Annotated in this window: 23 protein-coding genes and 3 pseudogenes; 14 read left to right on the top strand and 12 right to left on the bottom strand. The window is 69.8% G+C overall.

Annotated elements, in window-relative coordinates; all coding sequences use genetic code 11:
- The first annotated feature begins 182 nt into the window (after positions 1–182).
- The 8 genes and pseudogenes from hisG to hisIE all read left to right on the top strand — a co-directional run.
- Entirely contained in the window at positions 183–1,100 is a 918-nt protein-coding gene (gene hisG, locus ACMYLB_RS02105) for an ATP phosphoribosyltransferase (RefSeq protein ID WP_415909333.1), read from the top strand.
- 61 nt (positions 1,101–1,161) lie between these two features.
- The gene (hisD, locus tag ACMYLB_RS02100; protein ID WP_415909332.1) at positions 1,162–2,463 is read left to right on the top strand and encodes a histidinol dehydrogenase; all 1,302 of its coding nucleotides are present in this window, start codon (positions 1,162–1,164) and stop codon (positions 2,461–2,463) included.
- Positions 2,460–3,182 (top strand): annotated as a pseudogene (locus ACMYLB_RS02095) (aminotransferase class I/II-fold pyridoxal phosphate-dependent enzyme); the annotation flags it as partial. The gene hisD and the pseudogene ACMYLB_RS02095, both read left to right, overlap by 4 nt.
- A 376-nt stretch (positions 3,183–3,558) precedes the next feature.
- Positions 3,559–4,623 carry a bifunctional histidinol-phosphatase/imidazoleglycerol-phosphate dehydratase HisB gene (hisB, locus tag ACMYLB_RS02090; protein ID WP_415909331.1) on the top strand — a complete coding sequence of 355 codons (1,065 nt, stop codon included), beginning with the start codon at positions 3,559–3,561 and terminating at the stop codon, positions 4,621–4,623.
- Positions 4,623–5,216: an imidazole glycerol phosphate synthase subunit HisH gene (hisH, locus tag ACMYLB_RS02085; RefSeq protein WP_415909330.1), complete on the top strand. Its 594-nt coding sequence runs from the start codon at positions 4,623–4,625 to the stop codon at positions 5,214–5,216. The genes hisB and hisH overlap by 1 nt, the downstream gene beginning before the upstream one ends.
- Before the next feature lie 134 nt (positions 5,217–5,350).
- Positions 5,351–6,076, top strand: a complete 726-nt coding sequence (gene hisA, locus ACMYLB_RS02080; protein WP_415911139.1) for a 1-(5-phosphoribosyl)-5-[(5-phosphoribosylamino)methylideneamino]imidazole-4-carboxamide isomerase — start codon at positions 5,351–5,353, stop codon at positions 6,074–6,076.
- Positions 6,070–6,837 (top strand): imidazole glycerol phosphate synthase subunit HisF, encoded by a 768-nt coding sequence (gene hisF, locus ACMYLB_RS02075; RefSeq protein ID WP_415909329.1) that lies wholly within the window; start codon positions 6,070–6,072, stop codon positions 6,835–6,837. Before hisA ends, hisF begins: the two co-directional genes overlap by 7 nt.
- Positions 6,834–7,436, top strand: a pseudogene (gene hisIE / locus ACMYLB_RS02070) (bifunctional phosphoribosyl-AMP cyclohydrolase/phosphoribosyl-ATP diphosphatase HisIE); the annotation flags it as partial. The gene hisF and the pseudogene hisIE, both read left to right, overlap by 4 nt.
- Positions 7,437–7,559: 123 nt before the next feature.
- Here the strand turns inward: hisIE and ACMYLB_RS02065 are convergent.
- Positions 7,560–7,970 carry a hypothetical protein gene (locus ACMYLB_RS02065; RefSeq protein WP_415911155.1) on the bottom strand — a complete coding sequence of 137 codons (411 nt, stop codon included), beginning with the start codon at positions 7,968–7,970 and terminating at the stop codon, positions 7,560–7,562.
- 52 nt (positions 7,971–8,022) lie between these two features.
- Positions 8,023–8,604, bottom strand: a complete 582-nt coding sequence (locus tag ACMYLB_RS02060) for a YceI family protein (RefSeq protein ID WP_415909328.1) — start codon at positions 8,602–8,604, stop codon at positions 8,023–8,025.
- A gap of 119 nt (positions 8,605–8,723) precedes the next feature.
- Between ACMYLB_RS02060 and ACMYLB_RS02055 the strand changes: the two genes are divergently transcribed.
- On the top strand, positions 8,724–9,206 hold the full coding sequence (locus tag ACMYLB_RS02055) for a DUF962 domain-containing protein (RefSeq protein ID WP_415909327.1): 483 nt from the start codon (positions 8,724–8,726) through the stop codon (positions 9,204–9,206).
- Between the two features lie 210 nt (positions 9,207–9,416).
- Here ACMYLB_RS02055 and ACMYLB_RS02050 read toward each other — a convergent pair whose 3' ends face one another.
- The 4 genes from ACMYLB_RS02050 to ACMYLB_RS02035 form a co-directional block, all read right to left on the bottom strand.
- Entirely contained in the window at positions 9,417–10,907 is a 1,491-nt protein-coding gene (locus ACMYLB_RS02050; protein WP_415909326.1) for a Gfo/Idh/MocA family protein, read from the bottom strand.
- Between the two features lie 177 nt (positions 10,908–11,084).
- Entirely contained in the window at positions 11,085–11,549 is a 465-nt protein-coding gene (locus tag ACMYLB_RS02045) for a hypothetical protein (protein WP_415909325.1), read from the bottom strand.
- A 70-nt stretch (positions 11,550–11,619) separates the two neighbouring features.
- Entirely contained in the window at positions 11,620–12,705 is a 1,086-nt protein-coding gene (locus ACMYLB_RS02040; RefSeq protein WP_415909324.1) for an energy transducer TonB, read from the bottom strand.
- A gap of 80 nt (positions 12,706–12,785) precedes the next feature.
- On the bottom strand, positions 12,786–13,076 hold the full coding sequence (locus ACMYLB_RS02035; RefSeq protein WP_415909323.1) for an energy transducer TonB: 291 nt from the start codon (positions 13,074–13,076) through the stop codon (positions 12,786–12,788).
- Positions 13,077–13,187: 111 nt separating this feature from the next.
- Here ACMYLB_RS02035 and ACMYLB_RS02030 point away from each other — a divergent pair, with 111 nt between their 5' ends.
- Positions 13,188–14,039 carry a hypothetical protein gene (locus ACMYLB_RS02030; RefSeq protein WP_415909322.1) on the top strand — a complete coding sequence of 284 codons (852 nt, stop codon included), beginning with the start codon at positions 13,188–13,190 and terminating at the stop codon, positions 14,037–14,039.
- A gap of 238 nt (positions 14,040–14,277) precedes the next feature.
- Here the strand turns inward: ACMYLB_RS02030 and ACMYLB_RS02025 are convergent, their stop codons facing one another.
- Entirely contained in the window at positions 14,278–15,738 is a 1,461-nt protein-coding gene (locus ACMYLB_RS02025) for a DegQ family serine endoprotease (RefSeq protein ID WP_415909321.1), read from the bottom strand.
- Positions 15,739–15,926: 188 nt separating this feature from the next.
- On the opposite strand from ACMYLB_RS02025, the gene ACMYLB_RS02020 reads away from it, so the two are divergent.
- Positions 15,927–17,456: a glycine--tRNA ligase gene (locus tag ACMYLB_RS02020; protein ID WP_415909320.1), complete on the top strand. Its 1,530-nt coding sequence runs from the start codon at positions 15,927–15,929 to the stop codon at positions 17,454–17,456.
- Between the two features lie 346 nt (positions 17,457–17,802).
- Here the strand turns inward: ACMYLB_RS02020 and ACMYLB_RS02015 are convergent, their stop codons facing one another.
- From ACMYLB_RS02015 to ACMYLB_RS01995, 5 genes are all read right to left on the bottom strand, one after another.
- Positions 17,803–18,456, bottom strand: a complete 654-nt coding sequence (locus tag ACMYLB_RS02015) for a hypothetical protein (RefSeq protein ID WP_415909319.1) — start codon at positions 18,454–18,456, stop codon at positions 17,803–17,805.
- 106 nt (positions 18,457–18,562) lie between these two features.
- Positions 18,563–18,952: a YciI family protein gene (locus ACMYLB_RS02010; RefSeq protein WP_415909318.1), complete on the bottom strand. Its 390-nt coding sequence runs from the start codon at positions 18,950–18,952 to the stop codon at positions 18,563–18,565.
- Between the two features lie 94 nt (positions 18,953–19,046).
- Positions 19,047–20,291 carry an RNA polymerase sigma factor gene (locus tag ACMYLB_RS02005; RefSeq protein ID WP_415909317.1) on the bottom strand — a complete coding sequence of 415 codons (1,245 nt, stop codon included), beginning with the start codon at positions 20,289–20,291 and terminating at the stop codon, positions 19,047–19,049.
- A 120-nt stretch (positions 20,292–20,411) separates the two neighbouring features.
- On the bottom strand, positions 20,412–22,532 hold the full coding sequence (locus tag ACMYLB_RS02000) for a LamG-like jellyroll fold domain-containing protein (RefSeq protein ID WP_415909316.1): 2,121 nt from the start codon (positions 22,530–22,532) through the stop codon (positions 20,412–20,414).
- Positions 22,533–22,541: 9 nt separating this feature from the next.
- Positions 22,542–23,588 carry a hypothetical protein gene (locus ACMYLB_RS01995; protein ID WP_415909315.1) on the bottom strand — a complete coding sequence of 349 codons (1,047 nt, stop codon included), beginning with the start codon at positions 23,586–23,588 and terminating at the stop codon, positions 22,542–22,544.
- A 234-nt stretch (positions 23,589–23,822) separates the two neighbouring features.
- Here ACMYLB_RS01995 and ACMYLB_RS01990 point away from each other — a divergent pair.
- From ACMYLB_RS01990 to ACMYLB_RS01980, 3 genes and pseudogenes are all read left to right on the top strand, one after another.
- Positions 23,823–24,406: pseudogene (locus ACMYLB_RS01990) on the top strand (DUF4202 domain-containing protein).
- Between the two features lie 45 nt (positions 24,407–24,451).
- Positions 24,452–24,952 carry a DUF1643 domain-containing protein gene (locus tag ACMYLB_RS01985; RefSeq protein WP_415909314.1) on the top strand — a complete coding sequence of 167 codons (501 nt, stop codon included), beginning with the start codon at positions 24,452–24,454 and terminating at the stop codon, positions 24,950–24,952.
- 149 nt (positions 24,953–25,101) lie between these two features.
- On the top strand, positions 25,102–25,746 hold the full coding sequence (locus tag ACMYLB_RS01980; RefSeq protein ID WP_415909313.1) for a class I SAM-dependent methyltransferase: 645 nt from the start codon (positions 25,102–25,104) through the stop codon (positions 25,744–25,746).
- The last annotated feature ends 153 nt before the right edge of the window (positions 25,747–25,899 follow it).

Below are 25,899 nucleotides of genomic sequence, written 5' to 3'. Positions count from 1 at the left end.
ATGTTCCGCAACCACCACCATCACCACACCTCCTAGCCTTCCCCCTCCCGGGAAGGCAGCGTGCCTTCCCGTGGTGATGAAACCCAATTTCTGAAACCCCGGTGGCACGACCCACCGGGGTTTCGCTTTTTCCGGCCTCTCAACTCTCATCCCTCAACGCTCAACTTTTCCTTCCGCCTCCCATGTCTCCCATCGTCACGCCTCCCGCCAAAGACCGCCTCCGCCTCGCCATCCAGAAGAGCGGCCGGCTCTCCACCGACTCGCTCGACCTGCTCAACCGCTGCGGCATCAAGGTCAAGGCCCCCAAGGAAAAGCTCCTCCTCCACGCCGAGAACTTCCCCGTCGACATCCTCTTCGTGCGCGACGACGACATCCCGCAGCTCGTCATGGACGGGGTCTGCGACCTCGGCATCGTCGGCGAGAACGTCCTCGAGGAAACCGCCCTCGAGCGCACCTCCGGCGGCACGCACAACCCCTACGTCGTCGACCGCCGCCTCGATTTCGGCGGCTGCCGCCTCGCCGTCGCCCTCCCCGAGGAGCGCGGCTACGCCGGCCCCGCCGACCTCGCCGGCCTGCGCATCGCCACCTCCTACCCGCGCCTGACCAAGCGGTGGCTGCAGGAAAAGGCCATCCAGGCCGAGGTCGTCCTCCTCACCGGCTCCGTCGAGATCGCCCCGCGCCTCGGCCTCGCCGACGCCATCTGCGACCTCGTCGCCACCGGCTCCACCCTCGAGGCCAACCGCCTCCGCGCCGTCGAGACCATCTTCAAGTCCAAGGCCACGCTCATCCGCTGCGACCGTCCGCTCGAGGCCGCCAAGCGCCACGCCCTCGACATCCTCCTCCGCCGCATCGACGGCGTGCAGCTCGCCGCCGAGGCCAAATACATCATGCTCCACGCCCCCAAGAGCGCCCTGGCCGAGATCAAAAAGCTCCTCCCCGGCTCCGAGAACCCGACCATCCTCCCGCTCGCCGGTGACGACTCCAAGGTCGCGCTCCACGCCGTCTGCCAGGAAGCCGTCTTCTGGGAAACCATGGAGTCCCTCAAGCGCGCCGGCGCCAGCGCCATCCTTGTGCTCCCGATCGAAAAGATGATGATGTGACGCCCGCGGCAATGCCGGGCGGGGTCTCCCGACCCCGCCGCGCCGCTCCGACCTTCCGCCCGTGACTCCCCTCGTCTGGAAAAACCTCTCGCCCGCCCGCCGCGCCGCCGCCCTCCGGCGACCCGCGCAAGCCGCGCGCCCGCAGATCGCGGACGCCGTCTCGCGCCTCGTCGCCGAGGTCCGCCGCGGCGGTGACTCCGCGCTGCGCCGGCTGACGGCGAAGTTCGACGGCGCGAAACTCGGCTCGCTCCGCGTGAGCGCCGCCGAATTCGCCGCCGCCGCCACGGCGCTCTCGTCCGCCGACCAGCGCGCGCTCCGCACGGCTTACCGCAACCTCCGCCGCTTCCACGCCGCGCAGGCCGCCAAACCCGTGCGGGTCGCGACGATGCCGGGCATCGTGTGCGAGAAGGTCACGCGCCCGATCGAGCGCGTCGGCCTCTACGTCCCCGGCGGCAGCGCGCCGCTCTTTTCCACCGCACTCATGCTCGGCGTCCCCGCCCAGCTCGCCGGCTGCCCCGTGCGCGTGCTCTGCACGCCGCCGGGCCGCGACGGCCGCGTGAATCCCTGGATCCTCTTCGCCGCGCAGCTCTGCGGCATCACCGACGTCTTCAAGGTCGGCGGCGCCCAGGCCGTCGCCGCGATGGCCTACGGCACGCCGACAATCCCGAAGTGCGACAAGCTCTTCGGCCCGGGCAACGCCTACGTCACCGAGGCCAAGCTCCAGGTCTCGCGCGACCCCGCCGGCGCTGCCATCGACATGCCCGCCGGCCCCTCCGAGGTCATGGTCATCGCCGACCGCACCGCCGACGCCTCCTTCGTCGCCGCCGACCTCCTCTCGCAGGCCGAGCACGGCCCGGACTCGCAGGTGGTGCTCGTGACATTCTCCGAAGCCACCGCTTTCCAAGTCGCGCTCGAAGTTCAGAACCAGCTCAAGCTCCTCCCGCGCCGCGCCATCGCCGAGGCCGCGCTGAAAAAGAGCCGCGTGCTCTTCGCGTCCTCGCCCGCCGAAGCCGCCGAGATCGCCAACGCCTACGCGCCCGAGCACCTCATCCTCCAGCTGGAAAACCCGCGTCGCCTGCTGCCGAAAATCACGGCCGCTGGCTCCGTCTTCGTCGGCCCGTGGACGCCCGAGTCGCTCGGCGACTACGCCAGCGGCACCAACCACGTGCTCCCCACCTACGGCTGGGCGCGCTCGTTCAGCGGCCTGGGCCTCGCCGACTTCTCCCGCACGATGACCGTGCAGGAAGCCACGCCGCGCGGCCTCGCCCGCCTCGGCGGCACCGTCGCCCGCCTCGCCGCCGCCGAAAGCCTCGTCGCCCACCGCCGCGCCGTCACCGTCCGCCTGCAAAAACTCTCCCGATGACCTCCGATCCCGTTCTCGCGCTCGTCCGTCCGGAAATCCTCGCGCTCACGCCCTATTCCTCGGCGCGCAAGGAGGCCTCCGGCGGCAAGGTCTGGCTCGACGCCAACGAAAACCCGCTCACCCCGCACGCCGGCGCGCCGCGCCTCAACCGCTACCCCGAGCCGCAGCCCGCCGAGGTCGTCGCGCGCCTCGCCTCCCTTTACGGCGTCAAGCCCGACCGCGTGCTCGTCACGCGTGGCTCCGATGAGGGCATCGACCTGCTCCTGCGCGCATTCTGCCGCGCCGGCGTCGACTCCATCCTGATCACGCCGCCGACCTACGGCATGTATGCCGTCGCCGCCGGCATCCAGGGCGCCCGCGTCCTCACCGTCCCGCTGGTCCGCGAGAAGGATTTCGCGCTCGATGCCGACGCCGTCCTGCGCGCGGTGACGCCCGAGACGAAACTCGTCTTCCTTTGCTCGCCCAACAACCCCACCGGCCAGCTGCTCGATCGCGACGCCGTGCTCAAGATCGTCGCCACTCTCGCCACGCGCGCCGTCGTCGTGGTCGACGAGGCCTACGCTGAGTTCTCCACCGAACCGAGCCTCGTCCAGGAGCTCGGCGCCCACGCCAACCTCGTCGTCCTGCGCACGCTCTCCAAGGCCTTCGGCCTCGCCGGCGCCCGCGTCGGCGTCACGCTCGCCTCGCCGGCGCTCGTCGGCGTCCTGCAGAGGATCATCGCGCCCTACCCGGTCCCCGCCCCCGTCGTCCGCGCCGCACTCGACGCGCTCACGCCCGCCGGCATCGCCGCCGCGCGCCAGTCCGCCCAGGACCTCGTGGGGAACGCCGCCGCCTCACCGCCGCGCTCGCGAAGCTCCCCACGTCCGCAAGATCTGGCCGAGCGACGCCAACTTCCTCCTCGTCGAGGTCAGCGACTCCGCCCGCGTCATGGCCATGGCTCGCTCCGCCGGCCTGGTCATCCGCGACCGCAGCAAGGACGTCGCGAACACCGTCCGCATCACCGTCGGCACGCGCCCCGAGAACGACTTCGTCCTGGAGACCCTCGCCCGTGTCTGAGCGCCGCGCTTCCCCTCAGCCGCAGGCCCCGCGCCCGTCATGAAAAAACTCCTCTTCCTCGACCGCGACGGCACGCTCATCGCCGAGCCCGTCGACCAGCAGATCGACCGCCTCGACAAGTTCGCGCTCGAACCCGAGGTCATCCCCGCCCTCCGCCGCCTGCGCGACGCCGGCTACGCCTTCGTCATGGTCACCAACCAGGACGGCCTCGGCACGCCCAGCTTCCGCGAGCATGAATTCCGCCCGCTGCAGGACCTGCTGCTCCACATCCTCGCTTCCCAGGGCATCACCTTCGAGGCGGTGCGCGTCTGCCCGCACACCGCCGCCGATCGTTGCGACTGCCGCAAGCCCAAGCCCGGCCTCGTGCTCGACTACCTGCGCGACCCCGCGTGGGACCGCGCCAGCTCCGCCGTCATCGGCGACCGCGAGACCGACCTCCAGCTCGCCGCCGCGCTCGGCGTCCGCGGCCTGCGCTACGACCGCCAGAAACTCGGCTGGACCGAGATCGCCCGCCTGCTCGTCGACGCCCCGCGCCGCGCCCTCGTCCGCCGCGAGACCAAGGAGACAAAGATCACCGTCGCCGTCGACCTCGACGCCCCCGCACCCGTCTCTTTCCAGACCGGCCTCGGCTTCTTCGACCACATGCTCGAGCAGATCGCCCGTAACGCCGGCATCAGCCTCGTCATCACCTGCGACGGCGACCTTCACATCGACGAACACCACACCATCGAGGACGTCGGCCTCGCCCTCGGCACCGCGCTCAAGCAGGCCCTCGGCGACAAGCGCGGCATCGGCCGCTACGGCTTCGTCATGCCGATGGACGAGGCGCGCGCCGACGTCGCCCTCGACCTCTGCGGCCGCGCCTGGCTCGTGTTCGAGGCGGACTTCCCGCGCGAGCACGTCGGCCAGCTGCCGACCGAGATGGTCTCGCACTTCTTCAAGTCGCTCAGCGACACCCTCGGCGCCACGCTGCACATGAAGGTCACGGGCGACAACACCCACCACATGATCGAGGCCCTGTTCAAGGGCTTCGGCCGCGCGCTCCGTCCCGCCGTCGCCCGCACCGCCGGCAGCGAGATCCCCAGCTCGAAGGGAGTGCTCTGATGCTCGCCATCGTCGACAGCGGCGGCGCCAACATCGCCTCGGTGCGCTTCGCGCTCGAGCGCCTCGGCATCGCCAGCCAGCTCACCGCCGACCCCGCCGTCATCCGCTCGGCCGACCGCGTCATCCTCCCCGGCGTCGGCTCCGCCCAGGAAGGCATGCGCAAGCTTCGCGCCCGCCACCTCGTCGAGACCATCCGCGGCCTCACCCAGCCCGTGATCGGCTTCTGCCTTGGCGAGCAGCTGCTCTTCGACTCCTCCGAGGAGGGCGACACGACCTCGCTCGGCCTCATCCCCGGCCGCGTTGTCCGCATCCCCGAGGCGCCCGGCATCACCGTGCCGCACATGGGCTGGAACACCCTGGAAATCCTCCGCGACACGCCGCTTCTCCACGGCATCGCCCGCGACGCGCGCTTCTACTTCGTCCACAGCTACGCCGGCCCGGTCAACGCGCACACGCTCGCCAGCGCCACGCACGGCACGCCCTTCGCCGCCGTCGTCCAGCGCGGCAACTTCTACGGCGTGCAGTTCCACCCCGAGCGCTCCGGCCCCGCCGGCGCGCAGCTGTTGAAAAACTTCCTCACCCTGCCCGCCTAGCCCTCGGCCAATGTTCGTAATACGTAACATTCCGTTTTTTCACTGCCCTCGTGGCATTGCTGCCGCCTCAACAAGTGGCGCCAGAGCTGGGCAATGTTCTTAATAAGCAACAAACGCGCTTCTCGCTCCTCATGATCCTCTATCCCGCCATCGACCTTCGCCGCGGTCGCGTCGTGCGCCTCACCGAGGGCAGCTTCGATGCCGAGAAGGCCTACTTCGACGACCCGGTCGCCGTCGCGCGCGACTTCGCCGCCGCGGGCTCGCCCTGGCTGCACCTCGTCGACCTCGACGGCGCCAGGGACCCCGCACAGCGCCAGACCGCGCTCGTCGCCGCCATCGTCCAAGGCTGCGGCCTGCGCGTCCAGTCCGGCGGCGGCGTCCGCGACGAGTCGCACGTCCGCACCCTGCTCGAGGCCGGCGTCACGCGCGTGATCGTCGGCAGCCTGGCGGTGAAGCAGCCCGACCTCGTCGGCGGCTGGCTGGAGAAATTCGGCCCGGAGAAAATCGTCCTCGCCCTCGACGTCCGCCTCGACGCCGCCGGCGTGCCGCTGATCGCCGTCGCCGGCTGGCAGGCCGACAGCGGCGTCACGCTCGACGCCACGCTCCGCACGTTCCTGCCGCGCGGCCTCAAGCACATCCTCTGCACCGACATCTCGCGTGACGGCAAGCTCACCGGTCCGAACTTCGCGCTCTACGCGCAGCTGCGCCGCGATTTCCCGACCGTCGAGGTGCAGGCCTCCGGCGGCGTCTCGTCGCTCGACGACCTCCGCCGGCTCAAGCGCGAGGGCGCTCCCGGCGCCATCGTCGGCCGCGCGCTCTACGAGAAGAAATTCACCCTCCAGGAGGCGCTCGCATGCTAGCCCGCCGCATCATCCCCTGCCTCGACGTCCGCGACGGCCGCGTCGTCAAGGGCGTCCAGTTCCGCAACCACGAGGACATGGGCGACATCATCGAGCTGGCGCAGCGCTACCGCGACGCCGGCGCCGACGAGCTCGTCTTCTACGACATCACCGCCAGCAGCGACGGCCGCACCGTCTCCGCCGCGTGGGTCGAGCGCGTCGCCCGCGTGATCGACATCCCGTTCTGCGTCGCCGGCGGCATCCGCTCGCTCGACGGCGCGCGCCAGATCCTGCACAGCGGCGCCGACAAGGTCTCGCTCAACTCCCCCGCGCTCGAAAACCCCGCGCTGGTCACCGCGCTGGCCGACGAGTTCGGCTCGCAGGCCGTGGTGGTCGGCATCGATTCGCGCCAGGAAAACGGCGACTACTTCGTCAAGGCCTACACCGGCAATCCCGACAAGACGCAGTCCACCCGCTGGCGGACGCTCGACTGGGCCGCCGAGGCCCAGCGTCTCGGCGCCGGCGAGATCGTGCTCAACTGCATGAACCAGGACGGCGTGCGCGCCGGCTACGACCTCGTGCAGCTCCAGCTCGTCCGCGCCGTGCTGACGATCCCGCTCGTCGCCTCCGGCGGCGCCGGCGCGCCCGAGCACTTCCGCGACGTCTTCCAGCAGGCCCAGGTCGACGGCGCGCTCGCCGCCTCCGTCTTCCACAAGGGCACGATTCCCATCCCCGACCTGAAAACCTATCTCGCCCGCGAGGGCGTCTGCATCCGGACATGAACTCCCTCCCCGCTCTCGACTGGCAAAAAGGCGACGGCCTCCTGCCTGCCATCATCCAGGACGCCGACACGCAGCAAGTCCTCATGCTCGGCTACATGAACGCCGCCGCGCTCGAGCAGACACTCGCCACCCAGCGCGTGACGTTCTTCAGTCGCTCGAAGAACCGCCTCTGGACCAAGGGCGAGTCGTCCGGCCACTTCCTCGACCTCGTGAGCGTCGAGGGCGACTGCGACAACGACACGCTGCTCGTCCGCGCGCGCCCCAACGGCCCGACCTGCCACCGCGGCACCTGCTCGTGCTTCGGCGAGGGCGGCGGCGCCACTGGCACCGGCTTCCTCGCCCAGCTCGAGCGCACCGTGAACCAGCGCATCGCCTCCGGCGACGAGAAGAGCTACACGGCCAAGCTCGTCCGCGAGGGCGTGAAGCGCGTCGCGCAGAAAGTCGGCGAGGAGGGCGTGGAGACCGCGCTCGCCGCCACCGCCGGCGACAACGCCGAGCTCGCCAGCGAGGCGGCCGACCTGCTCTTCCACCTGATCGTGCTCCTGCGCGTCAAAGGCCTCTCGCTCCAGGACGCCCTCAGCGTCCTGGAAAAGCGCCACGCCGGGAAAAATGAACCGCGCGTAAGACGCTGGATTCCCGCCCGCGCCACCCGCTACGACGGCGGCCAGCGCGGTTCCGGCCCACGGGTGTCCGGCAATGGAGCGCGATCCAGCGGATCGACCTCAGCGTGCGGTCGCGAACACCCCGCGGCGCACCAGCCAGGTCTGCGTCGCGGCGAGGAAGAAGTCCGTCAGGGGCACGCTGACCCAGGCCAGCGGCAGCGCACCGCTCGCCACCGCCCAGGCGCTGTAGGCGCCGGCGGCGAGGCGGAAGAAGATCGTCAGCTCCAGCACGTGCCGCAACAGCGCGACGTCGCGGCGCCAGAGGGCCCAGAGATAGTTGAAGCCCACCGCGGCCACGAACGCGCCGATCCAGCGCAGGTAGATCGTCGGCTCCGCGGCGAGGGCGCCCGCGCCCATCAGCTGCAGCATCAGGCCGGGCGCGGCCACCAGCCCGAGGCCGGTGCCGAAATCCAGCGCGCCGGCGCCGAGCGCCAGCAGGGTGGCGACGAGTTCGAGTTTGTTCTTGGTCATGGGAGCGCGAAAAGCCCGGCGGTCCGCGAACGCCGTCACGGACCGCGCGCGCTCACTCCGCGGCGGCGGCGGGCAGCGCGCCGACGAACTGGAAGCGGATCGTCACCTCGGGATCGACGGTCGCGAGGCCGAACTTGCGGAATTTCTTCAGGCCCCAGTTGCGGTAGTCGATCGTGGTCTTGCCGGTGACGGTGTAGACGCCGTCCTGCGCCTTCACCAGCACGGGAAACTCGACCAGTTGCGTCTGGCCGTGGAAGGTCAGCTTGCCGCTGGCCTGCCCCTGACCGTCGGGCGCGAGCGCGAGCAGGCCGAGGTCGAAGCTGCCCTCGGGCTCGCCGCCGCCGAGCCACTTGATCATCTCGGCGTCGCGGTCGGGTTTGCCGGTGCGCAGGTCGGTGAACTTGAACTTGAGCAGCGCGTCCTTGATCTTGCCGTTCGCATCGAGCGGGACGGCGAGCTCGTAGCGGTCGAGGTGGCCGGTGAAGGAGTCGATCGTGGCCTTCACGTCCACGTCGACGTAGGACTTGGAGCGGTCGAGCTTGAGGGCGCGCTCGGCGGGAGCATCGGCGGCGGAAACGCGCACGAGCGCGGCGCCCAGAAGGGCGGGGACCAGGAGCCAGCGGGACAATTTCATCGGGAGCACTGTGGGCGGAACCGTTTCGGACCGCAAATCCGCAGTGGTGTTGCCCGCGGGAGCGACTATGCAGGACCGCACCACGCGCGCGCCGCGCGCGCGGCCCCACCCCCACCCCCATGAGCGAGCGCAAGACTGCCGACCAATGGTTCGCCGCCTACGGCGAGAGCCACCAGAATCCCACCAACGAGACCATCCACTGGATCTGCGTGCCCACGATTTTCTACTGCGTGCTCGGCCTGATCTGGTCGATCCCGGTCGGTGGCGCGCTGGCGACGGCGATGCCGTGGTTCAACTGGACGCAACCCGCCGCGCTCGCGGTGCTGTTCTTCTATCTGCGGCTGTCCACACCGCTGGCGATGGGGATGTTCCTCTTCATGAGCGCGTGCTACGCGCTGATCGAGTGGCAGGCGGGCTCGGGTTGTCCGGTGAAGATCTGGCAGAGCAGCCTCGGGCTGTTCGTCGTCGCGTGGATCGGGCAGTTCATCGGCCACAAGATCGAGGGCAAGAAGCCGTCGTTCTTCCACGACGTGGTCTTCCTGCTCATCGGCCCGGCGTGGCTGATGCACTTCGTCTACCGCCGGCTGGGCTGGCGGTATTGAAGTCCGCCACTGCAACGTGGAATGAGAAGCGGTAGGGGCGGTTGTCGCAACCGCCCTTTTGTCCGCAGCGCGCTGCATCCCCGAGGGCCGTTGGGGACAACGGCCCCTACCGGGCGCGGCGGCTGATCGCGGTGGTTGTCGTTGTCCAGGCGGCGACGCGGGCGTCGAACGGGCACGCGGGGCCTGTTTGGGGGCGCCCGCCGCGTCACCTCACGGCGACCACGGGCGCGGCGGCGGCATGGGCAGCGGGCCGGTGCGCGGCGGCATGGGCGCGTAGACGGGGCGGCCGAGACCGTTGACGAGCTTCTGCACCGCGACGGGCTGGCCGGTCTTGAAGCAGAGATTCGCCGAGGCGCCGATGAGCATCGACTGCGCGCCGGCGCGCTCGTCGGCGGCGCGGAGGTATTTGTCCGCGGGCGGATTCGGCAGGAAGAGGTCGTCGAGCATCACCTTGTCGCCGCCGCCGTGGCCGCCGGTGCCGGTCCACGGGTCGACGTCGCGCGCCGAGCCGCGGAGCGGGATGAGGCGCGTCTTGATCGCACCGGGCGCCAGCGAGCCTGCGGGAGAATCGGGCGCGCCGACGTAGACCGATTCGACATTGCTGTGCTCGAGGCGGCCGAGCGTGCCGTTGAAGGCGATGGTGTAGCCCTCCCAGGCGTTGAAGGCGTTGAGCGAGTAGCTGAGCGTCGTGCCGTCGTCGTAACCGACGACGACGTTCATCGTGTCCTCGATGTCGATGCGCGGGTGGAAGACGCAGCGGTCGCGGAAGTAGCCGTCGTGCGACTCCTGGTCGAGGTAGAGTTCCTTGAGCTTCGGGCTGGCCGCGAGGTCCATGAAGAAGCCGCACTTCGCCTGCTCCGGGCACGTGTGGCAGCGCTCGTGGTGCGACTCGAGGCCGAAGCGCTTCGCCATCTCGGGGGTGTAGAACTCGCGCTTGCCGGTGGCGGTGACGCTGACGGGCACCGCGCCGAGCCACCAGTTCACGAGGTCGAAGTGGTGCGTGGCCTTGTGGACCATGAGGCCGCCGGAGTTCTTCTTCTCGCCGTGCCAGCGGCGGAAATAGTCCGCGCCGTGGTGGGTGTTGAGCATCCAGTGGAAGTCGACCGAACGCACCTCGCCGATGACGCCGGACATGAGCAGGTCCTTCACCTGCGTGCGCGACGGCGAGTAGCGGTAGTTGAAGAGCACGCGGAGGTGCTTCCCGGAGCGGGCGCAGGCGTCGAGGATGCGCTGGCACTTCTCAGCGTCGGTCGTCATCGGCTTTTCCGTGATGGCGTCGAGGCCGGCGTCGAGCGTGGCGACGAGGTAGTCGACGTGGGTGGCGTCGACGGTGGTGACGATGACGGCGTCGGGTTTCGTCTCCGCCAGCATCTTGGCGAAATCGGTGTGGAGGTAGCCGCGCGGGACGGGGGCGCTGTTCCGGCCCGAGCGGACCTGCGCGACCTTGATGCGGCCGGGGTTCAGGTCGCAGACGGCGACGAGCTCGGCGTGCTCGCGGTAGGTCTTCTCGATCGCGTCCTGATACATGGCGTGGCGCGAGCCGAGACCGACGATGGCGTAGCGGCGGCGCCGACCCGGGACGGCGTCGGCTCCGAGGAGCGGGGCGCCGCCCAACGCGAGGCCGGCACCGGCAACGGAGACGGTTTTCAGGAAATCGCGCCGGTCCATGCCGGTGCCCGGGGTGGGGTTGGGGTTCTGCATCGTGCGGCTGGTCTAGAGCGACAAACCTCCGCACGCAACGCCGCCCGTGAACGCGCGGTTCACTAATGAATCGGCCCGGGCGTCCGTTTCCGCTTCGGGCGACGAGCGGGCGCACGCCTCACGCGCGCCCGGCTTCGTTTGCCGCGCGGCCCGGCCGGTGCGGCGGGCGGTCTCCCGTCACCCGCGGCCGCCGCGGAGCACGACGACGTTGGCGAGGTCGTTCTTCTCGAATTCCTGCCAGTAGCGCTCCTCGAGCTTCTTCAGCTCGTCCTCGGGCGAGGGCGGCGGCTCGACGCCGGGCGTCTCGATCGCGCGCTTGGCGGCGGAGCCGGCCTGGTCGCGGTCGGCCAGGCGCTGGACGAATTCGTGCCAGAAGGCGTCGTTCTGGAAATCGAGCTGGATCTCCTTGATGCGCTCGTCCTCCGCCAGCTTGGGCGAGGGCTGCAGGGTGCCATCGGGGCGCTCCTCGACGAGGTCGGCGCAACCCATGTCGGTCGCCAGCTCCATCAGGCGCTGGTCGAGGTCGAAGTAGCGCTTGGCCGCGGCGGTTTCCTCGCCCTGGTAGCCGGTGACGGCCCACATGCCGAGGTGCACGAGCTCGAGGAGCTGGCGGTATTCCTTCGCGGTGAACGAGACTTTCATGGCGAGGGCCAACCGTTGCCCGCGCCCTGCGCCCGGCAAGCGCGAATTGTGCGCCGCCGGCGGCGGGGTCTCAGGGCACGAACTCGGCCGGGGGCGGCTTGATCGGTTCCTTGAGGTGGAACTTCACCGCCTGCTGCACGCGCACGACGGCGGGCTTGCCGCCCTTCTTCGGCGCGGTGAAGCGCCAGGTCGCCACCGCCTGCGCGGCGGCGTAACCGAACTCCGGCGCGGAGGCGGAGACGATCCGGGGCAGCTGCGCGTCGCCCTCCCGGTCGACGTAGAACTCGATCGTGGCTTCGCCGTCCTGGCCCGCCTCGCGCAGCGCGCTGGGATAGACCGGCGGGCGGATCGAGACGGGCTTGAGCGGCGCGTCGAGCTCCGGCGCCTTGGCGCACTCGAGCTTGTTCCGCTCCAACCGGTCGAGCAGCTCCTGCGCGCTGGTGGACACGGGCACGTCCCCGCGCCCGTCGGGGGCGAACTCGCGGGTCACGCTCACGATGGCGTAGCTGGTGGAGCCGTCGGCCTTGTGCGCCGGCTTGAACCGCCAGCCGTCGATCATGGCGAGGACGGCGGCGCCGAACTCCGGCGTGGTCGCCTCGCGAATCTTGGCCGCAGCCACGCGGCCGTCCCGGTCGATCACGCAGCTGACGGTGACCTTCCCGTCCCGTCCCGCCCGCAGGGCCTCGAAGGGATAGGCGGCCATGAGGGTGTTGACCGGCTCGGGCGGCACGTCCCAGCGGTAGGCTTCGGGCACCTTCCCCCAGTCGCGCGGCGGCGTGATGCGCCAGAGGTCCTGGCCCTCGTTCCCGCCGAGGCGGAAGGAAACGTCGATGCGGGCGCGCGCCTTCACGGGCCGGCCGGCCTTCTTCGCCGGCTCGAATTTCCACTTCATCAGGGAGTCGATGGCCGGCCGCTCGAAGAACGGGTTGTTCGAGCGGGCCACGTGCACCTCGGCGATGTTGCCGTCGGAATCGACGATGAAATCGAGCGTCACGTTGCCGGTGACCCCGGCCGCGCGCAGGCTGTAGGGATAGACCGGCGGCTCCTGCTTGAGCACGCGCGGCGGCGTGTCGGGTTTAGGGAGATCCTTCGCCGGCTCGGCGGCGAAGGCCGCCGGCAGCGCCGCAAGGAGGACGGACCACAGCAGTGTTTTCATTGGGGTTTTTGGGGAAACGGGGCGCGCCGGGGTGCGATCGCCGGCCCGCCGCGCGCGATTGCTACCATATCGCGGGGCGCTCAGCTCGCCGGAAATTGCACCGGGATGATCCCGCGCACGCCGACCGATTCGCCGTGGCGGCGCGGCGTCTCGAAAAACCCCTGCCTCGCCGCGGCGAGCGCGGCCGCGTGAAACCGCTCGTCGCCGCTCAGCACCTGCGGATCGGCGACCGCGCCCTGGTCGTCGACGGCCAGGCCGACCTTCACCCGCACCGGGCGCGGCTCGTCCGGGATCGCGGCCGGATATTCCGGCAGCACCCATTGCTCGAGCTTCGCGTCGCGGTTGCGCTCGAAGTCGTGCGCATCGGCCACCGGCCACGCCGCGGGCCAGCAAGCCCGCGCTGGCGCGAGGGTGAGACGGGATTCGGCGTTGCGACCGCCGCGCAACCGGAGGACGATGCCCGGCGTCATCTCCCGATCGCCATGCGCCACCTCTGCCTGTTGCTCGCGCTCGCGGCGCTCGCCCTGCCCCGCCTGGAGGCGCGCGGCTTTCTCGAATTCCTCCTCGGCCGGCGCGACCTCGAGGTCATCACCGTCACCGATGCGACCCCCGCCGGCCGCCGCCTCGCTCCGCCCGACCGGGCCCACCCGCAATACTACCTCGCCGTCAGCCTCGGTTTTCGCGACCTCGGCGGCGCCATGGGCGGCATCAAGGAGCCGCCGGTCAAGGACGTGCTCCGTCTGATCTCGGCCGAGCTCGCCAAGCAGGGCTACCTGCCCGCGACGGAAAAGTCGCCGCCCGCCACGCTGATGCTCGCCTACACCTGGGGCACGCTCAACGCCGACACCCTCCGCCCCGACCCGGACGCCCCGTCCGTCCAGCTGAACCGCGCCCAGATCGTCGGCTTCCTCGGCGGGCGGAAGCTCGGTTTCGACAGCAATTTCTTCGACCCGCTCACCGCGCCCATCACCGGCCTGCAGACGATGAGCTACGACGCGCGCAACCTCTACGAGATCGCGTCGGAGGACTTCTACATCGTTGTCGTCAGCGCCTACGACCTCGCCGCGCTGCGCCAGAAGAAGAAGGAGCTGCTCTGGATGACGCGCATCGCCACGCCGTCGCTGGGCTTCGACCTCGGCGAATCGATGCCGGCCATGCTGGCCATCGCCGGCCCGCACCTCGGCCGCGAGACCGCGCGTCCGGTGTGGATGAGCGCCACGGAAAAATTCAAACCGAACGTGAAGCTCGGCGAGCTGCAGCTGATCGAATACCTCGGCGACGCGCCGCTGCCCGTGGTCGAGCACCCGGAAGCATCGCGGAAGCCGAAGCGCTGACGCCGCGCCCGGCCGGGCCGGGCGGCGGGCTCCGTTTTCCAACTGGACGCGTCGGTTGCCTGGATCGGCGACGGGGAACGCGGTCTCGTCCGAAGCCACCGCCGATCGCCGGCGGCTGCATCCGTGATCCGCGGATCACCCGCCGTGGTCCGCGGGCGCGCGCCGAAAGCGCCGCCCGCGGGGCGCGACCCCGCCCGTCGGCCGCGAGCGGGCGCCGGGCGGAGCGGCGAGGCAGGCGCTATTTCTTGCCCTCGTTGACGACGATGTAGAGGCGACGACCTTCGCGCCAGAGGTAGACGAGCACCTTCGGGCCCTTGATCTGGCTGCTGAGCTTCACGCCATCGGCGGCGTTGCGCACCGGCTGGCGGTCGAGCGCGAGGATGATGTCGCCCTGGCGCAGGCCGTCGCGCGCCGAGGCGCTGTCGGGGTCGACGTCCGTGATGAGCGCGCCGTCGAGGTCGGCCGGCACGCGCAGCCGCGCGCGCGCCTCGGGCGTGAGGTCGGTCACGCCGACGCCGTTGAGCACGCCCTCGTCCGAGCCGCCGCTGAGGCTCGTCGCATCCTGCTGCCCGAGCTTGATCTTGAGGTCGGCGGCCTTGCCGTCGCGGTAATAGTGCAGCGTGACCTCGGTGCCGGGCGAAAGCCGGCCGATGGCGAGCGCCAGCGCCCGCGGGTCGTTGATCCGGGTGTCGTTGACCGCGGTGATGACGTCCCCGCTCTTCAAGCCAGCCTGGTCGGCGGCGCTGCCGGGCGTGACCTCGGCCACGAGCGCGCCGTGGTCGACGCCGAACTGGTTGCCGAGATCGTCGCTGAGCGGCTGGGTGGAGACGCCGAGGAACGCGCGGTCGACGCGGCCGGAGCCGACGAGCTGTTCCATGACGGAGCGGGCGAGGTTGACCGGGATGGCGAAGCCCACGCCGTTCGAGCCGCCGGTGCGGCTGATGATGGCGGTGTTGATGCCGATGAGCCGCCCGTCGGTGTCGAGCAGGGCGCCGCCGGAGTTGCCGGGGTTGATGGCGGCGTCGGTCTGGATGAAGTCCTCGTAGGCCTCGATGCCGAGGCCGCCGCGCCCGAGCGCGCTGACGATGCCGTGCGTCACCGTCATGCCGATGCCGAAGGGATTGCCGATCGCGAGCACGGTGTCGCCGACCTCCACCTGGTCGCTGTCGCCGAGCGTGACGGCGGGCAGGCCGGTGGCGTCGATCTTGAGGACGGCGATGTCGGTCTTCTCGTCGCGGCCGACGATCCTGGCCGTGTATTCCTTGCGGGCCTCGCCGACGGCGACCTTCACCTCGTCGGCGCCGTCGATCACGTGGTTATTGGTGAGGATGTAGCCGTCGGCGGTCACGATCACGCCCGAGCCGAGGCTCTGCTGGACGGACGGGCGCGGCAGGTTGCGCTGCGGTCCCTGGTCGGGCACGCCGAAGAAGCGGCGGAACATCGGGTCGTTGAAGAACGGGTTGTCGAGGTCGGAGCGGCGCACCTTCTTGCTGGAAAAGACGTAGACGACGCCGGGGGCGGACTTCTTGACCACCGCGGAGTAGCTGACGCGCGCCTGCACGGCGCGGTCGAGCGGCTTGGCGTCAGTCTGCAGCTTGAGGTTGGGCGGGGCCGGGCGGTCGGCCGCCCAGAGGGCGAGTCCGCCAGTCAGGAGGGCCAGGGCCAAAACGAGGAGTGAGCGGCGAGTGAGCGTTTTCATGGTATCGTCCCAGAGCGCCACCCGGTCGTTTTTGTCTACCGGCCGACGCCGGGGCTGCCTCAGACCGCGCGCCCGGCGGCGGGTTCCCCCGCGGCAGCGCGTGACCAACGGCGGCATTGACCGCCCCGGAGCGCCCGCCTTCACTGCCCGACCGCTCGTCACATCCAGTGCGGGGCGGAAATCCAACCATGTCCACCAGCTCCACCGAAAATCCGAATCTCATGGAAGCCCTCGTGTCGCTCGCGAAGCGCCGCGGCTTCATCTACCAGTCGTCCGAAATCTACGGCGGCCTCAACGGATTCTTCGACTACGGTCCGCTCGGCGTGGAGCTGAAGCGCAACATCCGCGATTGCTGGTGGCGCGACATGGTGCACCGCCGCGACGACATCGTCGGCATCGAGACCTCGATCATCATGCACCCGAAGGTCTGGGAAGCCTCCGGCCACGTCGCCGGCTTCACCGACCCGCTCGTCGACTGCAAGGTGAGCAAGCAGCGCTACCGCGCGGACCAGCTGTTCTTCGCCGCCGTCATCGTCGACGGCAAAACCGTCGGCTACGTTTCTGCCCTCGAGTCGGAGAAGACCGCCGAGGAGCTCCAGCAGGCCGCCGAGCAGATGAAGCGCAAGAAGGCCATCCAGGGCGCGCTCGAGCCGGTGAAGGTCCGCGAATTCACCGAGGCCACCGCCGAGGAGATCCCGCTCATCCCCTCGCCCGCCACCGGCGAGCCCGGCAGCCTCACGCCGCCGCGCGCGTTCAACATGATGTTCGAGACCAACGTCGGCGCGCTGAAGGACGCCTCGTCGGTCGCCTACCTCCGCCCGGAGACGGCGCAGGGCATGTTCGTCGACTTCAAGAACGTCGTCGACACCACGCGCGTGAAGCTGCCCTTCGGCATCGCGCAAATCGGCAAGTCGTTCCGCAACGAGATCACGCCGCGCAACTTCATCTTCCGCTCGCGCGAATTCGAGCAGATGGAGATGGAATACTTCATCCACCCCGACGCCGACTGGCTCGCCTGCCACGAGGAGTGGCTGAAGTGGTGCCAGGACTGGCTGAAGTCCATCGGCCTGCCCGAGTCGCACCTCTCGCTCCACGAGCACCCGAAGGAGAAGCTCGCGTTCTACTCGCGCCGCACGGTCGACATCATGTTCAAGTATCCGTTCGGCGTGCAGGAGCTCTGGGGCATCGCCGCGCGCTCCGATTACGACCTCCAGCAACACCAGAAATTCTCCGGCGTGCCGCAGGTCTACTTCGATGAGGGCACGAAGGCCAAGGTCGTCCCGCACGTCATCGAGCCCGCGGTCGGCGTCGACCGCATCTTCCTCGCCGTGCTCGCGTCGGCCTACGCCGTCGAGGACGTGAAGGACGAGAAGGGCAACGTCGAGCAGCGCACCGTGCTCCGCCTCTCGCCGCGCATCGCGCCGACGAAGGTCGCCGTGCTCCCGCTGCTCAAGAACAAGGACGTCCTCACCACCCGCGCCAAGGCCCTCTACGCAAAGCTCAAGAAGCGCTACGCCGTGCAATACGACGACGGCGGCGCCATCGGCAAACGCTACCGCCGCCAGGACGAAGCCGGCACGCCGTGGTGCGTGACGATCGACTTCGACACGATCGAAAAGCCCGGCGACACCTTCACCCTCCGCGAGCGCGACAGCATGAGCCAAAAACGCATCACGGAAGCGGAGCTCTTCCAGCTCCTCGAAGACCAAGTCTACTAAGCGCACCTGTCCGCCGTCGCCTTGGCGAAGGCGGATCACCGAAGCCGAGCTCTTCGCCCTGTTCGAAGAGCAGGTTTACTGAGGCGAAGAGGGCCTCGCGCCCGACGCGTGTTGCCTTTCCTGGTAGGGCGGGGGTCTCCGGACCCCGCCTTTCTCTTGGGCACATTCGCTTAACCGAGGGAGCCCACGATTGAGGAAGCCGATGTTCCCTTAATGATGGATGGGCGGGCGGGTTTTCTCGACCCCCGAGACGAGATCCGCGCACAACCGCATTGCCCAACCCGTTCATCGTGCTGTCTGTTTCTCACGGGCCATCTCTTCCTGACCGTGAAGCTGGCCGCTCAGCTCAATCCGTCCCGCGCTCCCGCCGCCTGCGCAGCTCCGCGATGAGTTCGTCCACGTCGCGCGCGAGGCCGAGAACCTCGGCCACCATCGGTCCGGCCTGGGCCGGACGGAGCAGCGCCTCCTCCTCGCAGGACTCCAGCGCCCGGAGGGCGTCGTCGAGATACTCGCGGACCTTTTTCAGCCGCACGATGGTGATGGCGCAGAAATCCCGCTTCGGCGGCCACTCGCGGTCGTTCAGCCAGGCTGCGAGCTTCACGTGGGCCTTCCCCATCGCGCCGAGCAGCTCCCGCACCGGGTGCTCCGACACCGCCGTCTCCGGCACCCAGCCCTCGGTGTCGGCCTCCTCCTGCCAGCGATAAAAGAGTTCCTGGGCGCGCTCCGCGACCGGGTGCCCGTGGCCGGGTTCTCCCTCCTCCGGGTCGGGAGCGGCGCGCGCCTCACCAGCTCCGCGATTGAAGGCCTCCAGCCATGCGGCCCGCTCCGCCCGCTGCTCCGGCGTGGGCGGGGGCGCGGGATGCTCGCGGTTGAGCCGCTCGATCTCCTCCTGCAAGATGCGCGGGTAGTTCTCCGCTCCCTCGCGCGCGAGCCGAGCCTGGACGCGATCGTTCAGCAAATCGCTGCGCGCCTGCATCGCCTCGGCTTCGTCCTCGGTCATCGGCGGCGCAGTGTGCCCGCCGCGCCGCGCCACGCGAGCCGGTATTGCCGGCGGCCCCGGCCGCTGCCGGCGCGCGGCGGCAGCGACGGGGATGCCGGCGGGCCGTCTACGCCTTGCCGCGGCGCTTCTCGCTTTGCCGGATCATCTCGTCGAGATCGGCCGCCGGGCGGATCTCCCACGGGCCGAAACCGACGCCGGGGTGCTTGGAGATGAGCTCGACCGCGTGGTTCAGGTCGCGCGCCTCGAGGATCAGGATGCCGCCGAGGTATTCCTTGGTCTCGGTGAACGGTCCGTCCGTCACCACCACGCGCCCGTTGACGGAGCGCAGCGTCATCGCGGTCTCAGGCGGCTGCAGGCCGTGGCCGCCGGCGAAATGGCCTTTCGCACGCAGCTCGTCGTCGTAGGCGAAGCAGCGGTCCATGCCGGCGTGCAGCTCCTTTTCCGAGAGCGCGCCGAAAATCTTGGGGTCAGCGTAACCGAGGCAGATGTATTTCATGGGGATGGTAGATGAGAAAAGCGTCCGGAATTGGCCGCGTTTCCGTAACTAGTCGATTGGGCGGCGCACCATTCGACAGCGGAGCGGAAAAATTTCATCCGAGTTCGCGCAGCCTTCGCGCCAGAAACCGTCGCTCCGCCTCCCCCGGCGCCAAACCCAGCGCCTTTTCATAGCTCTCCCGCGCCCCCTCGCTCCGTCCGAGCCGCCGGCACAGATCCGCGCGGGCGACGTGCGCCCAATGGTAATTCGCCAACTCGCCCCGCGCGAGCAGCGCATCGATCACCGCCAGCCCGGCGGCCGGACCGCTCCGCATCGCGATCGCCACCGCGCGATTGAGTTCGACGACCGGCGAAGGCTGCACCTCGAGCAACGCCGCGTAGAGCGCGCAAATCTGCGCCCAGTCCGTGTCAGCCGCCGAGCGTGCCTCCGCATGCACCGCCGCGATCGCCGCCTGCAGCGTGTAGGCGCCGAAACGCCGCGTGGCCAGCGCGCGCTCGACCAAGCCGGTGCCCTCGCGGATCGCCTCCCGGTCCCACTGCGTCCGATCCTGGTCCTCCAGGAGCACCAGTTCGCCCGCGGCATCCACGCGCGCCGCCCGCCGCGACTCCTGCAGCAGCATGAGCGCGAGCAGGCCCATCACCTCCGGCTCGGGCAGCCGCTCGAGCAGCATGCGCCCGAGTCGGATCGCCTCTGCGGAGAGATCGGCGCGCACCAACGTCGGCCCCGACGACGACGCGTAACCTTCATTGAAGAGCAGATAAACCACCGCCAGCACCGCGCCCAGGCGCTCCGGCAGCTCCTCCGCCGACGGCGTTTGATAGGGGATGCGCTCCTCGCGGATCTTCGCCTTCGCGCGCACGATGCGCTGCGCGATCGTCGGCGCGGTGGTGAGAAACGCGTGGGCGATCTCCTCGGTCGTCAGGCCGCACAGCTCGCGCAGGGTCAGCGCCGCGCGCGACTCCGCCGGCAGCGCCGGATGGCAGCAGGTGAAGATCAGCCGCAACCGCTCGTCCGGCACGTCGCCGTCGTTTTCCGGCAACGCCGGCGCGCCGTGCAACGTCTCCGCCACGCGCGCCTGCGCCGCCTCCAGTTTCGCCTGCCGACGGAACCCATCGATGGCCTTGAACCGCGCCGTGGAAACCAGCCAGGCGCGCGGATGGCGCGGGATTCCTTCCTTCGGCCAGCGCTCCGCGGCCGCACGAAACGCGTCGTGCATCGCGTCTTCCGCCACGTCGAAGTTGCCGAGCAAGCCGATGAGCGTCGCCAACACGCGCCCCGCCTCGGCGCGATAAATCGCATCGAGCTGAGCCCCAAGATCGACCGGCGTGGCGTCGTCCATGCGACGCGCAAGGGAGCCTACCTTGCGCGCGCCGGCAAGCCGCTTGCGCGGGATGGCGCTCCCGCCGGGCGGAAGCGAGCCCGACCGCACCGGGTCGGGCACGCTCCGGCACGCGGCCGCTCAGGCGGGCGTCGAGGCTCCGGCGCCGCTCGGGATGAGCGGACATTGCGCCGGCTGCTGCGTGAGCACGTAGATGAGCTGGGCCACCGCCACGATGAGCGAGGCGATCGTCTCGGCCACCGCGAGCGCGGCGCCGAAGAACTTCACCAGGATCTTCACGAGCAGCTTGGTGAGCGCCCACCAGCCCATCGAGGTCAGCACGATCTTGATCAGCGGCCAGAGCACGCCGAAATCGTAGAGCGCCTTGATGATCACGTAGAGCCCGGTGGCCGTCACCGAAGCCGGAATGTTGCCGATCGCCCGCATCAGGGCCGCGTTGCCCAGGATCCGCTGCTGGATGAACTGCAGCGCGCGGTTGGTCAGCGCCGCGGTCACGCCGAACACCGACAACAGGCCCATCAGGATCGTCCAGATCACGCGGATGCGCCACATGGTGCAGTCGTCCAACGACTCGACCGGCGCGCGGAAGACCACCGTGGAGCGGACCGGCGTGTGGTGAATGAGGATGTGTTCGCCGTCGATCTTGTGGTGAGTGATGACGAAGCGCAGCTCCTGCGGCCGCTCCTTCATGAGGTGGCGGACGCGGGCCCATTCCCCGGCCAGCTTGGCGCGGAAACGCTCGACGTGCGCCGCGGGCACGAACAGGTGCAGGTTCTGCGCGAGCTCCTTGCGCGCCGCCTCGTCGAGCAGCCTGTCCAGCTGCGGCGCGTCGGCGAACGATATGCCGTCGCGCAGGCGCTGCATCACCTCGGGCGCGAGTTGCCGGTAGTGCGGCTTCTCGGGTTCGCGGCGCGATTTGCGCGCGGTGGCGGCGGCCGACGTCCCGGCCGCGCCGGTCTGCGCGTGCACGCTCGCGCGGTCGGCGAGGCCGACGAGATTGCCGTTGAGCTCGTTGCGCGTGAGCTGGCTGGTGAAGTCGTAATGCGCGGTGAGGCCGGTTTCCTGGATGGGATACGCGGCGAGCCATTGCTGGATCTGGGCCGCGCTGAGGCTGACGTTCCACACGTCGACGGTCTGGATGAAGCCTTGCAGCGTCCAGACCGTGGAGGGCTGCGTCGACACCGCCGCGCCGCCGATGAGCACATTCGGCGCAGCCAGCGCCGTGATGGCGGGGAACGCGGGGCTCGACGAATCGAGCGCGCCGTTGAGGTAGAGCGACAGCGTGGTCGTGGTGGGATCGTAGGTCGTCGCGACGTTCACCCACTGGCCGAAGGGCAGCGTGCCCTGCGAGACGAGGGTGCTGCCCGGGCTGTCGACGTTGCCGCGCAACGACGCCAGCCGGTAGAGGTTCGCGGTGCTGTCGTAGACGAGGAACAGCGCGACGCCCACCGGCGCATCGATGAGCTGGTTGACGAACACGGCCTGGGCGGCGGGCACGAGGCCGTCGGCGGTGAGGCTCGCCGTCGGGTTCGCGATCCAGATCCACGCCTGGATGGTGTAGGGATCGTTGCCGGCGCCGCCGGGATTCACGCCGGGATCGCGGATCGGCTGGCAGTAGGCGCTGGCGCCGAGCGCGACGGCGGGGGCGACGGCGTTGACGTTCGTCGTGCCGCTGAGCACGAGCGGGAGGTTGTTGCCGGAGGTGTCCGCGGGCGGGTTGAGGGTGAAGTCGAAGTTCGCGACGTAGCTCTGCGCGGGGTCGGGCTGGAACATCGCCTCGAGCAGGAGGCCCGCCGGCAGCGCGCTGGCGTAGACGCGCACGCTGTTCAGGCGGCCCTGCAGGTTGTTCGCGATGACGAACGGGTTCGGGTTGTCCGCGCCCTGGCCGGTCACGCCGGCCGCGCAATCGAGGACGCCGTCGATGTAGAGCTGCAGCTGCGTGCCGGTGTAGACGCAGGCGACGTAATGCCAGGCGTCCTGCGTCACGGGATTGGTGACGCCGTCGGACCAGAGGGCCGGGAAGCCGTTGAGTTCGACGTAGAGCTGGGTGCCCTGGACGCCGAAGCGAAACACGCCGTCCTTGGCGAGGATGTCGGCCGGGTCCTGGATGGACTGGGCGTTCACCCAGGCGGTGACGGTGAAGGGCACGCTGCCGTTGAGCTTGATGGAGAATTGCGGCGCGGTTTGCGCGCTGCCGTTGACGAAGAAACTGGTTTCGAGTGAGGCAAAGGGAGTGCTCATGGGAAACGATCAGGCGGTGGGTTGATACGCGGTGGCGGTGTTGCCGATGGCGACGAGGACGCCGTTGACCGAAGCGCCGGTGGCTTTGCGCACCAGCTGCTTGGTGGCCACGACGGAGGGATGCTGCTCGAACTCGCCGAAGCGGTGCGCGAGATGCGCCGCCGGCGAACTCGCCTGCATGCCGACGTAGACGGTGGTCGTCAGCATCGCGCCGGTGGGCCACGAGCCGCCCTGGAGGCGGGCCATCGTCTCGACCTGGCCGTTGAAGCCGGAGGGACAGGTGACGCCGCTGGAGTAGATCGTCTGGTTCGGCGTGGTCGTGACCACCGCGGTGTTGATGCCCAGCGCCGTGCAGAGGATCTGCACCGTCGTGCCGACGGGGATGTTCTGGCACTGGACGCCGACCAGCATCGGCATGGGCGTGGGCCACGGATTCGCGAACGAGTCGAGCCGGTCCCACTGGGGCGCGCTGGGATTGGTGACGAGGCTGAGGTTGCGCCAGCAGATGTTCTGGTTGTTGCGCACCCACAGGACGAACTGGTCGGAGGAGCTGAACGTCGGCGCCTGCGCCGGCGGCCAGTTGTAGGGCGGCACGGTGTTGACCGCGCCGATCAGGCAGAAGTGGTCGTTGGCCGAGATCGTGGGCGGCGTCCAGTTGAACGGGATCGCGCCGACCGCGATCTGCCCCGCCGGCACGCTGGGCAACATGACGTAGTTCTGCGGCTGCTTGTTGAGCAGCGCCGTCATCGGCTGGTTGAACCAGAGGTTCGGGGTCAGCAGCAGCGAGGCCTTGCTCCAGTAAACATACATGGCGCCGCCTTGCGCGGCGGTGCCGAGGTTCCTGGCGCGGACGTAGAAGTTGTTGTTTTGCTGGGCCACCACCGCCTGGTTCGGATCCGACGCGTAGCTTTGCGTGGTGCCGAAAACGGCGGCGGGGTTGGCGTAGGTGTTCTGTTGAACACAGATGATGTCCGGCGAGGTGTAGGGATAGCCGGGCGAGGGAACGATTCCCTGATCTTGCAGGGAGTCGCGCACGAGTAGGCCAGTGTAGGGCATGGTCGGTCTCCGTTGGGGGTGAGATGCCTCGCCTCTGCGCTTACGGAAAAACGCCCGACGCGAAGCAGTGGGATTGCGGGGTGGTTTGCGGCGGGCGTCTGGCCCGATGCCGTCGCGTCTGTTCTCCCAAGCGTGCTTTCGCGGCCAAAGGGGCCACGCCGGCGCCGCGGCTCGCGCGGAACGGTGACGCAGCCCTCGCTTGCCCTTCCCTCGCCCGGCCGCCTCGCTTGGTCCATGGACGCCTACGCCGCCGCCCGCCCGCTCATCGACGCCGCCCACGCCGCCGATCCGAAGAAAGCCCCCGACGGCCGCGCCGCCGAGCTCGTCTACGCCGAGCGGATGGAGGCCTGGGTCGCGCGCGTCGCGCCCGAGGCCTCGCCGCTCCTGCGGCTCGCCGCGCGCTGCCAGCACCTCGAGCGCTGGAGCGTGCCGCGCGCGACGTTCCCCGACGGCAAGGTCGGCTACCTCAAGTGGCGCCAGTCGCTCTACGTGAAGCAGGCCGCCCGGGCGAGGAGTTGCTCCTCCAGGCGGGCGTCGCCGCGAGCGAGGCCGACGAGGTCTACACGTGGGTCTCGAAGACGGCGCTGAAGACCAACCCCGGCACGCAGGCGCTCGAGGACGCCGCCTGCCTCGTCTTCCTCGAGAACGAGATCGGCGACTTCGCCGCGCAGCACGCCGACTACCCACGCGAGAAGTTCATCGAGATCCTGCGCAAGACCTGGAAAAAGATGAGCCCGCGCGCCCACGCGCTCGCCCTCGCCCTCCCGTTGCCCGCCGGCATCGCCGCGCTCGTGCGCGAGGCGGTCGCGGGCGCCTGACGCACGCGCTTGCCGCACCGCGCGCGGCCCGCTTCGCTCGGCGCCTTGGACAACGCCTGCCATTTCTCGCCCGACCGCCGGCACCGCTACTCGCTCGTGCACCGCTGGAATCCGCTCTTCGGCGACCGGCTCATCCTCTGGATCGGCCTCAATCCCTCCACGGCCGACGAGTCGCAGCTCGACCCGACCCTGACGCGCATCGCCGCCTTCTCGAAGCGCGAGGGCTTCGACGGCTTCTGGATGGCCAACCTCTTCGGCCTGCGCACGCCCTATCCGGAGGAGATGATGCAGGACCCCGACCCGGTCGGGCCGGAAAACGACGCCGCGCTGCTCGCCGCCGCCGAGCGCTGCGAGAAGATCGTCGCCGCCTGGGGCGTGAGCGGCGTCCACCAGGCCCGCGCCGAGGCGGTCGCGCGGCTCTTCGCCGGCCGCGAGCTGTGGTGCCTCGGCACCACGCAGGACGGTCATCCGCGGCACCCGCTCTACGTGGCCGCGAAACAACCGCTCGTCCGCTGGGCGCCGGCGGCCCGCCCGGTCGACGGATAAGCCGCGAACCGGCGCATCGGCGGCGACGGAGGGGCGCCGCGACGACCGCCCAAGTTTTGGCGGATTGTGCCGATATCTAGGCATCGTCCCCGGGCGGCCCGCCCGTCGGGAACGGCTTTGCCCGCACCCGCCACTCCCCTTCCCTCCCGATGTCCACCGAACTCCTCGACACCGCCGCCGCCGCACACGAAAAGGCGAAATACGAACAGATGTGGGAGCACGAGGACTACCGGAAGTTCTCCCCCGGCCTCCACGCCCTCGAGCGCCTCGATCTCGCCGCGCGCTTCCGCGAGCGCGGCGTGTGCACGATCCTCGACGCCGGCTGCGGCTCGGGGAAGTTCATGCGCCGCATCCTGGAGAAGCACGCGGACGAGTTCTCCATCCGCGGCTTCGACATCGCCGCCAACTGCCTCGACCCGTGGTTCGCCGACAAGCTGACGCCCGGTTTCCTCACGCTCGGCTGCATGTGGGACGCGGGCGCGCTCCCGGCGCCCAACGACGCCGTCGTCTGCACCGACGTCATGGAGCACATTCCGACCGAGCACGTGCCGGCCGTGCTGCGCAACCTCCGCGCCGCCGCCACGCGTTGCGTGTTCCTCGGCATCGCGCTTTTCCCCGACGCCTTCGGGCCCAAGGTCCTCGGCGCCCCGCTGCACCTCACCGTCAAGCCGGTCGACTGGTGGCGGGCCGAGGTCGCGGCCGCGGGCCTGGAGACGCTTTCCGGCGCCGTGCAAAAGCAGCCCGACGGCACGCCGATGTGGCTCTACCTGCTTTGCCTCCCGGCGGCGGCCTGAAACGCGCCCTGCTTCTCGGCTCCATCAGCCGCGCTCGTGACGCACGCGGCGCGATTTCGTGGTTTGCCGCGCCGGGCAATCGGGTTTTCCTGCCCGCATGTTCTCCACGCTCTCTCCTCGCGCCAACTTCTTTGTCCGCGTCGCGCTCGCGGT

The sequence above is a fragment of the Oleiharenicola sp. Vm1 genome, assembly GCF_047777955.1.
Classification (GTDB): Bacteria; Verrucomicrobiota; Verrucomicrobiia; order Opitutales; family Opitutaceae; genus Didemnitutus.
This window is presented reverse-complemented; position numbering and strand designations above follow the sequence as displayed.

Excerpts from the sequence above, each read along its gene's own strand:
- hisG (WP_415909333.1), top strand. The coding sequence starts at position 183 with ATGTCTCCCATCGTCACGCCTCCCGCCAAAGACCGCCTCCGCCTCGCC.
- hisB (WP_415909331.1), top strand. The coding sequence starts at position 3,559 with ATGAAAAAACTCCTCTTCCTCGACCGCGACGGCACGCTCATCGCCGAG.
- hisH (WP_415909330.1), top strand. The coding sequence starts at position 4,623 with ATGCTCGCCATCGTCGACAGCGGCGGCGCCAACATCGCCTCGGTGCGC.
- hisF (WP_415909329.1), top strand. The coding sequence starts at position 6,070 with ATGCTAGCCCGCCGCATCATCCCCTGCCTCGACGTCCGCGACGGCCGC.
- ACMYLB_RS02065 (WP_415911155.1), bottom strand. The coding sequence starts at position 7,970 with ATGACCAAGAACAAACTCGAACTCGTCGCCACCCTGCTGGCGCTCGGC.
- ACMYLB_RS02060 (WP_415909328.1), bottom strand. The coding sequence starts at position 8,604 with ATGAAATTGTCCCGCTGGCTCCTGGTCCCCGCCCTTCTGGGCGCCGCG.
- ACMYLB_RS02055 (WP_415909327.1), top strand. The coding sequence starts at position 8,724 with ATGAGCGAGCGCAAGACTGCCGACCAATGGTTCGCCGCCTACGGCGAG.
- ACMYLB_RS02050 (WP_415909326.1), bottom strand. The coding sequence starts at position 10,907 with ATGCAGAACCCCAACCCCACCCCGGGCACCGGCATGGACCGGCGCGAT.
- ACMYLB_RS02045 (WP_415909325.1), bottom strand. The coding sequence starts at position 11,549 with ATGAAAGTCTCGTTCACCGCGAAGGAATACCGCCAGCTCCTCGAGCTC.
- ACMYLB_RS02040 (WP_415909324.1), bottom strand. The coding sequence starts at position 12,705 with ATGAAAACACTGCTGTGGTCCGTCCTCCTTGCGGCGCTGCCGGCGGCC.
- ACMYLB_RS02030 (WP_415909322.1), top strand. The coding sequence starts at position 13,188 with ATGCGCCACCTCTGCCTGTTGCTCGCGCTCGCGGCGCTCGCCCTGCCC.
- ACMYLB_RS02025 (WP_415909321.1), bottom strand. The coding sequence starts at position 15,738 with ATGAAAACGCTCACTCGCCGCTCACTCCTCGTTTTGGCCCTGGCCCTC.
- ACMYLB_RS02020 (WP_415909320.1), top strand. The coding sequence starts at position 15,927 with ATGTCCACCAGCTCCACCGAAAATCCGAATCTCATGGAAGCCCTCGTG.
- ACMYLB_RS02015 (WP_415909319.1), bottom strand. The coding sequence starts at position 18,456 with ATGACCGAGGACGAAGCCGAGGCGATGCAGGCGCGCAGCGATTTGCTG.
- ACMYLB_RS02010 (WP_415909318.1), bottom strand. The coding sequence starts at position 18,952 with ATGAAATACATCTGCCTCGGTTACGCTGACCCCAAGATTTTCGGCGCG.
- ACMYLB_RS02005 (WP_415909317.1), bottom strand. The coding sequence starts at position 20,291 with ATGGACGACGCCACGCCGGTCGATCTTGGGGCTCAGCTCGATGCGATT.
- ACMYLB_RS02000 (WP_415909316.1), bottom strand. The coding sequence starts at position 22,532 with ATGAGCACTCCCTTTGCCTCACTCGAAACCAGTTTCTTCGTCAACGGC.
- ACMYLB_RS01995 (WP_415909315.1), bottom strand. The coding sequence starts at position 23,588 with ATGCCCTACACTGGCCTACTCGTGCGCGACTCCCTGCAAGATCAGGGA.
- ACMYLB_RS01980 (WP_415909313.1), top strand. The coding sequence starts at position 25,102 with ATGTCCACCGAACTCCTCGACACCGCCGCCGCCGCACACGAAAAGGCG.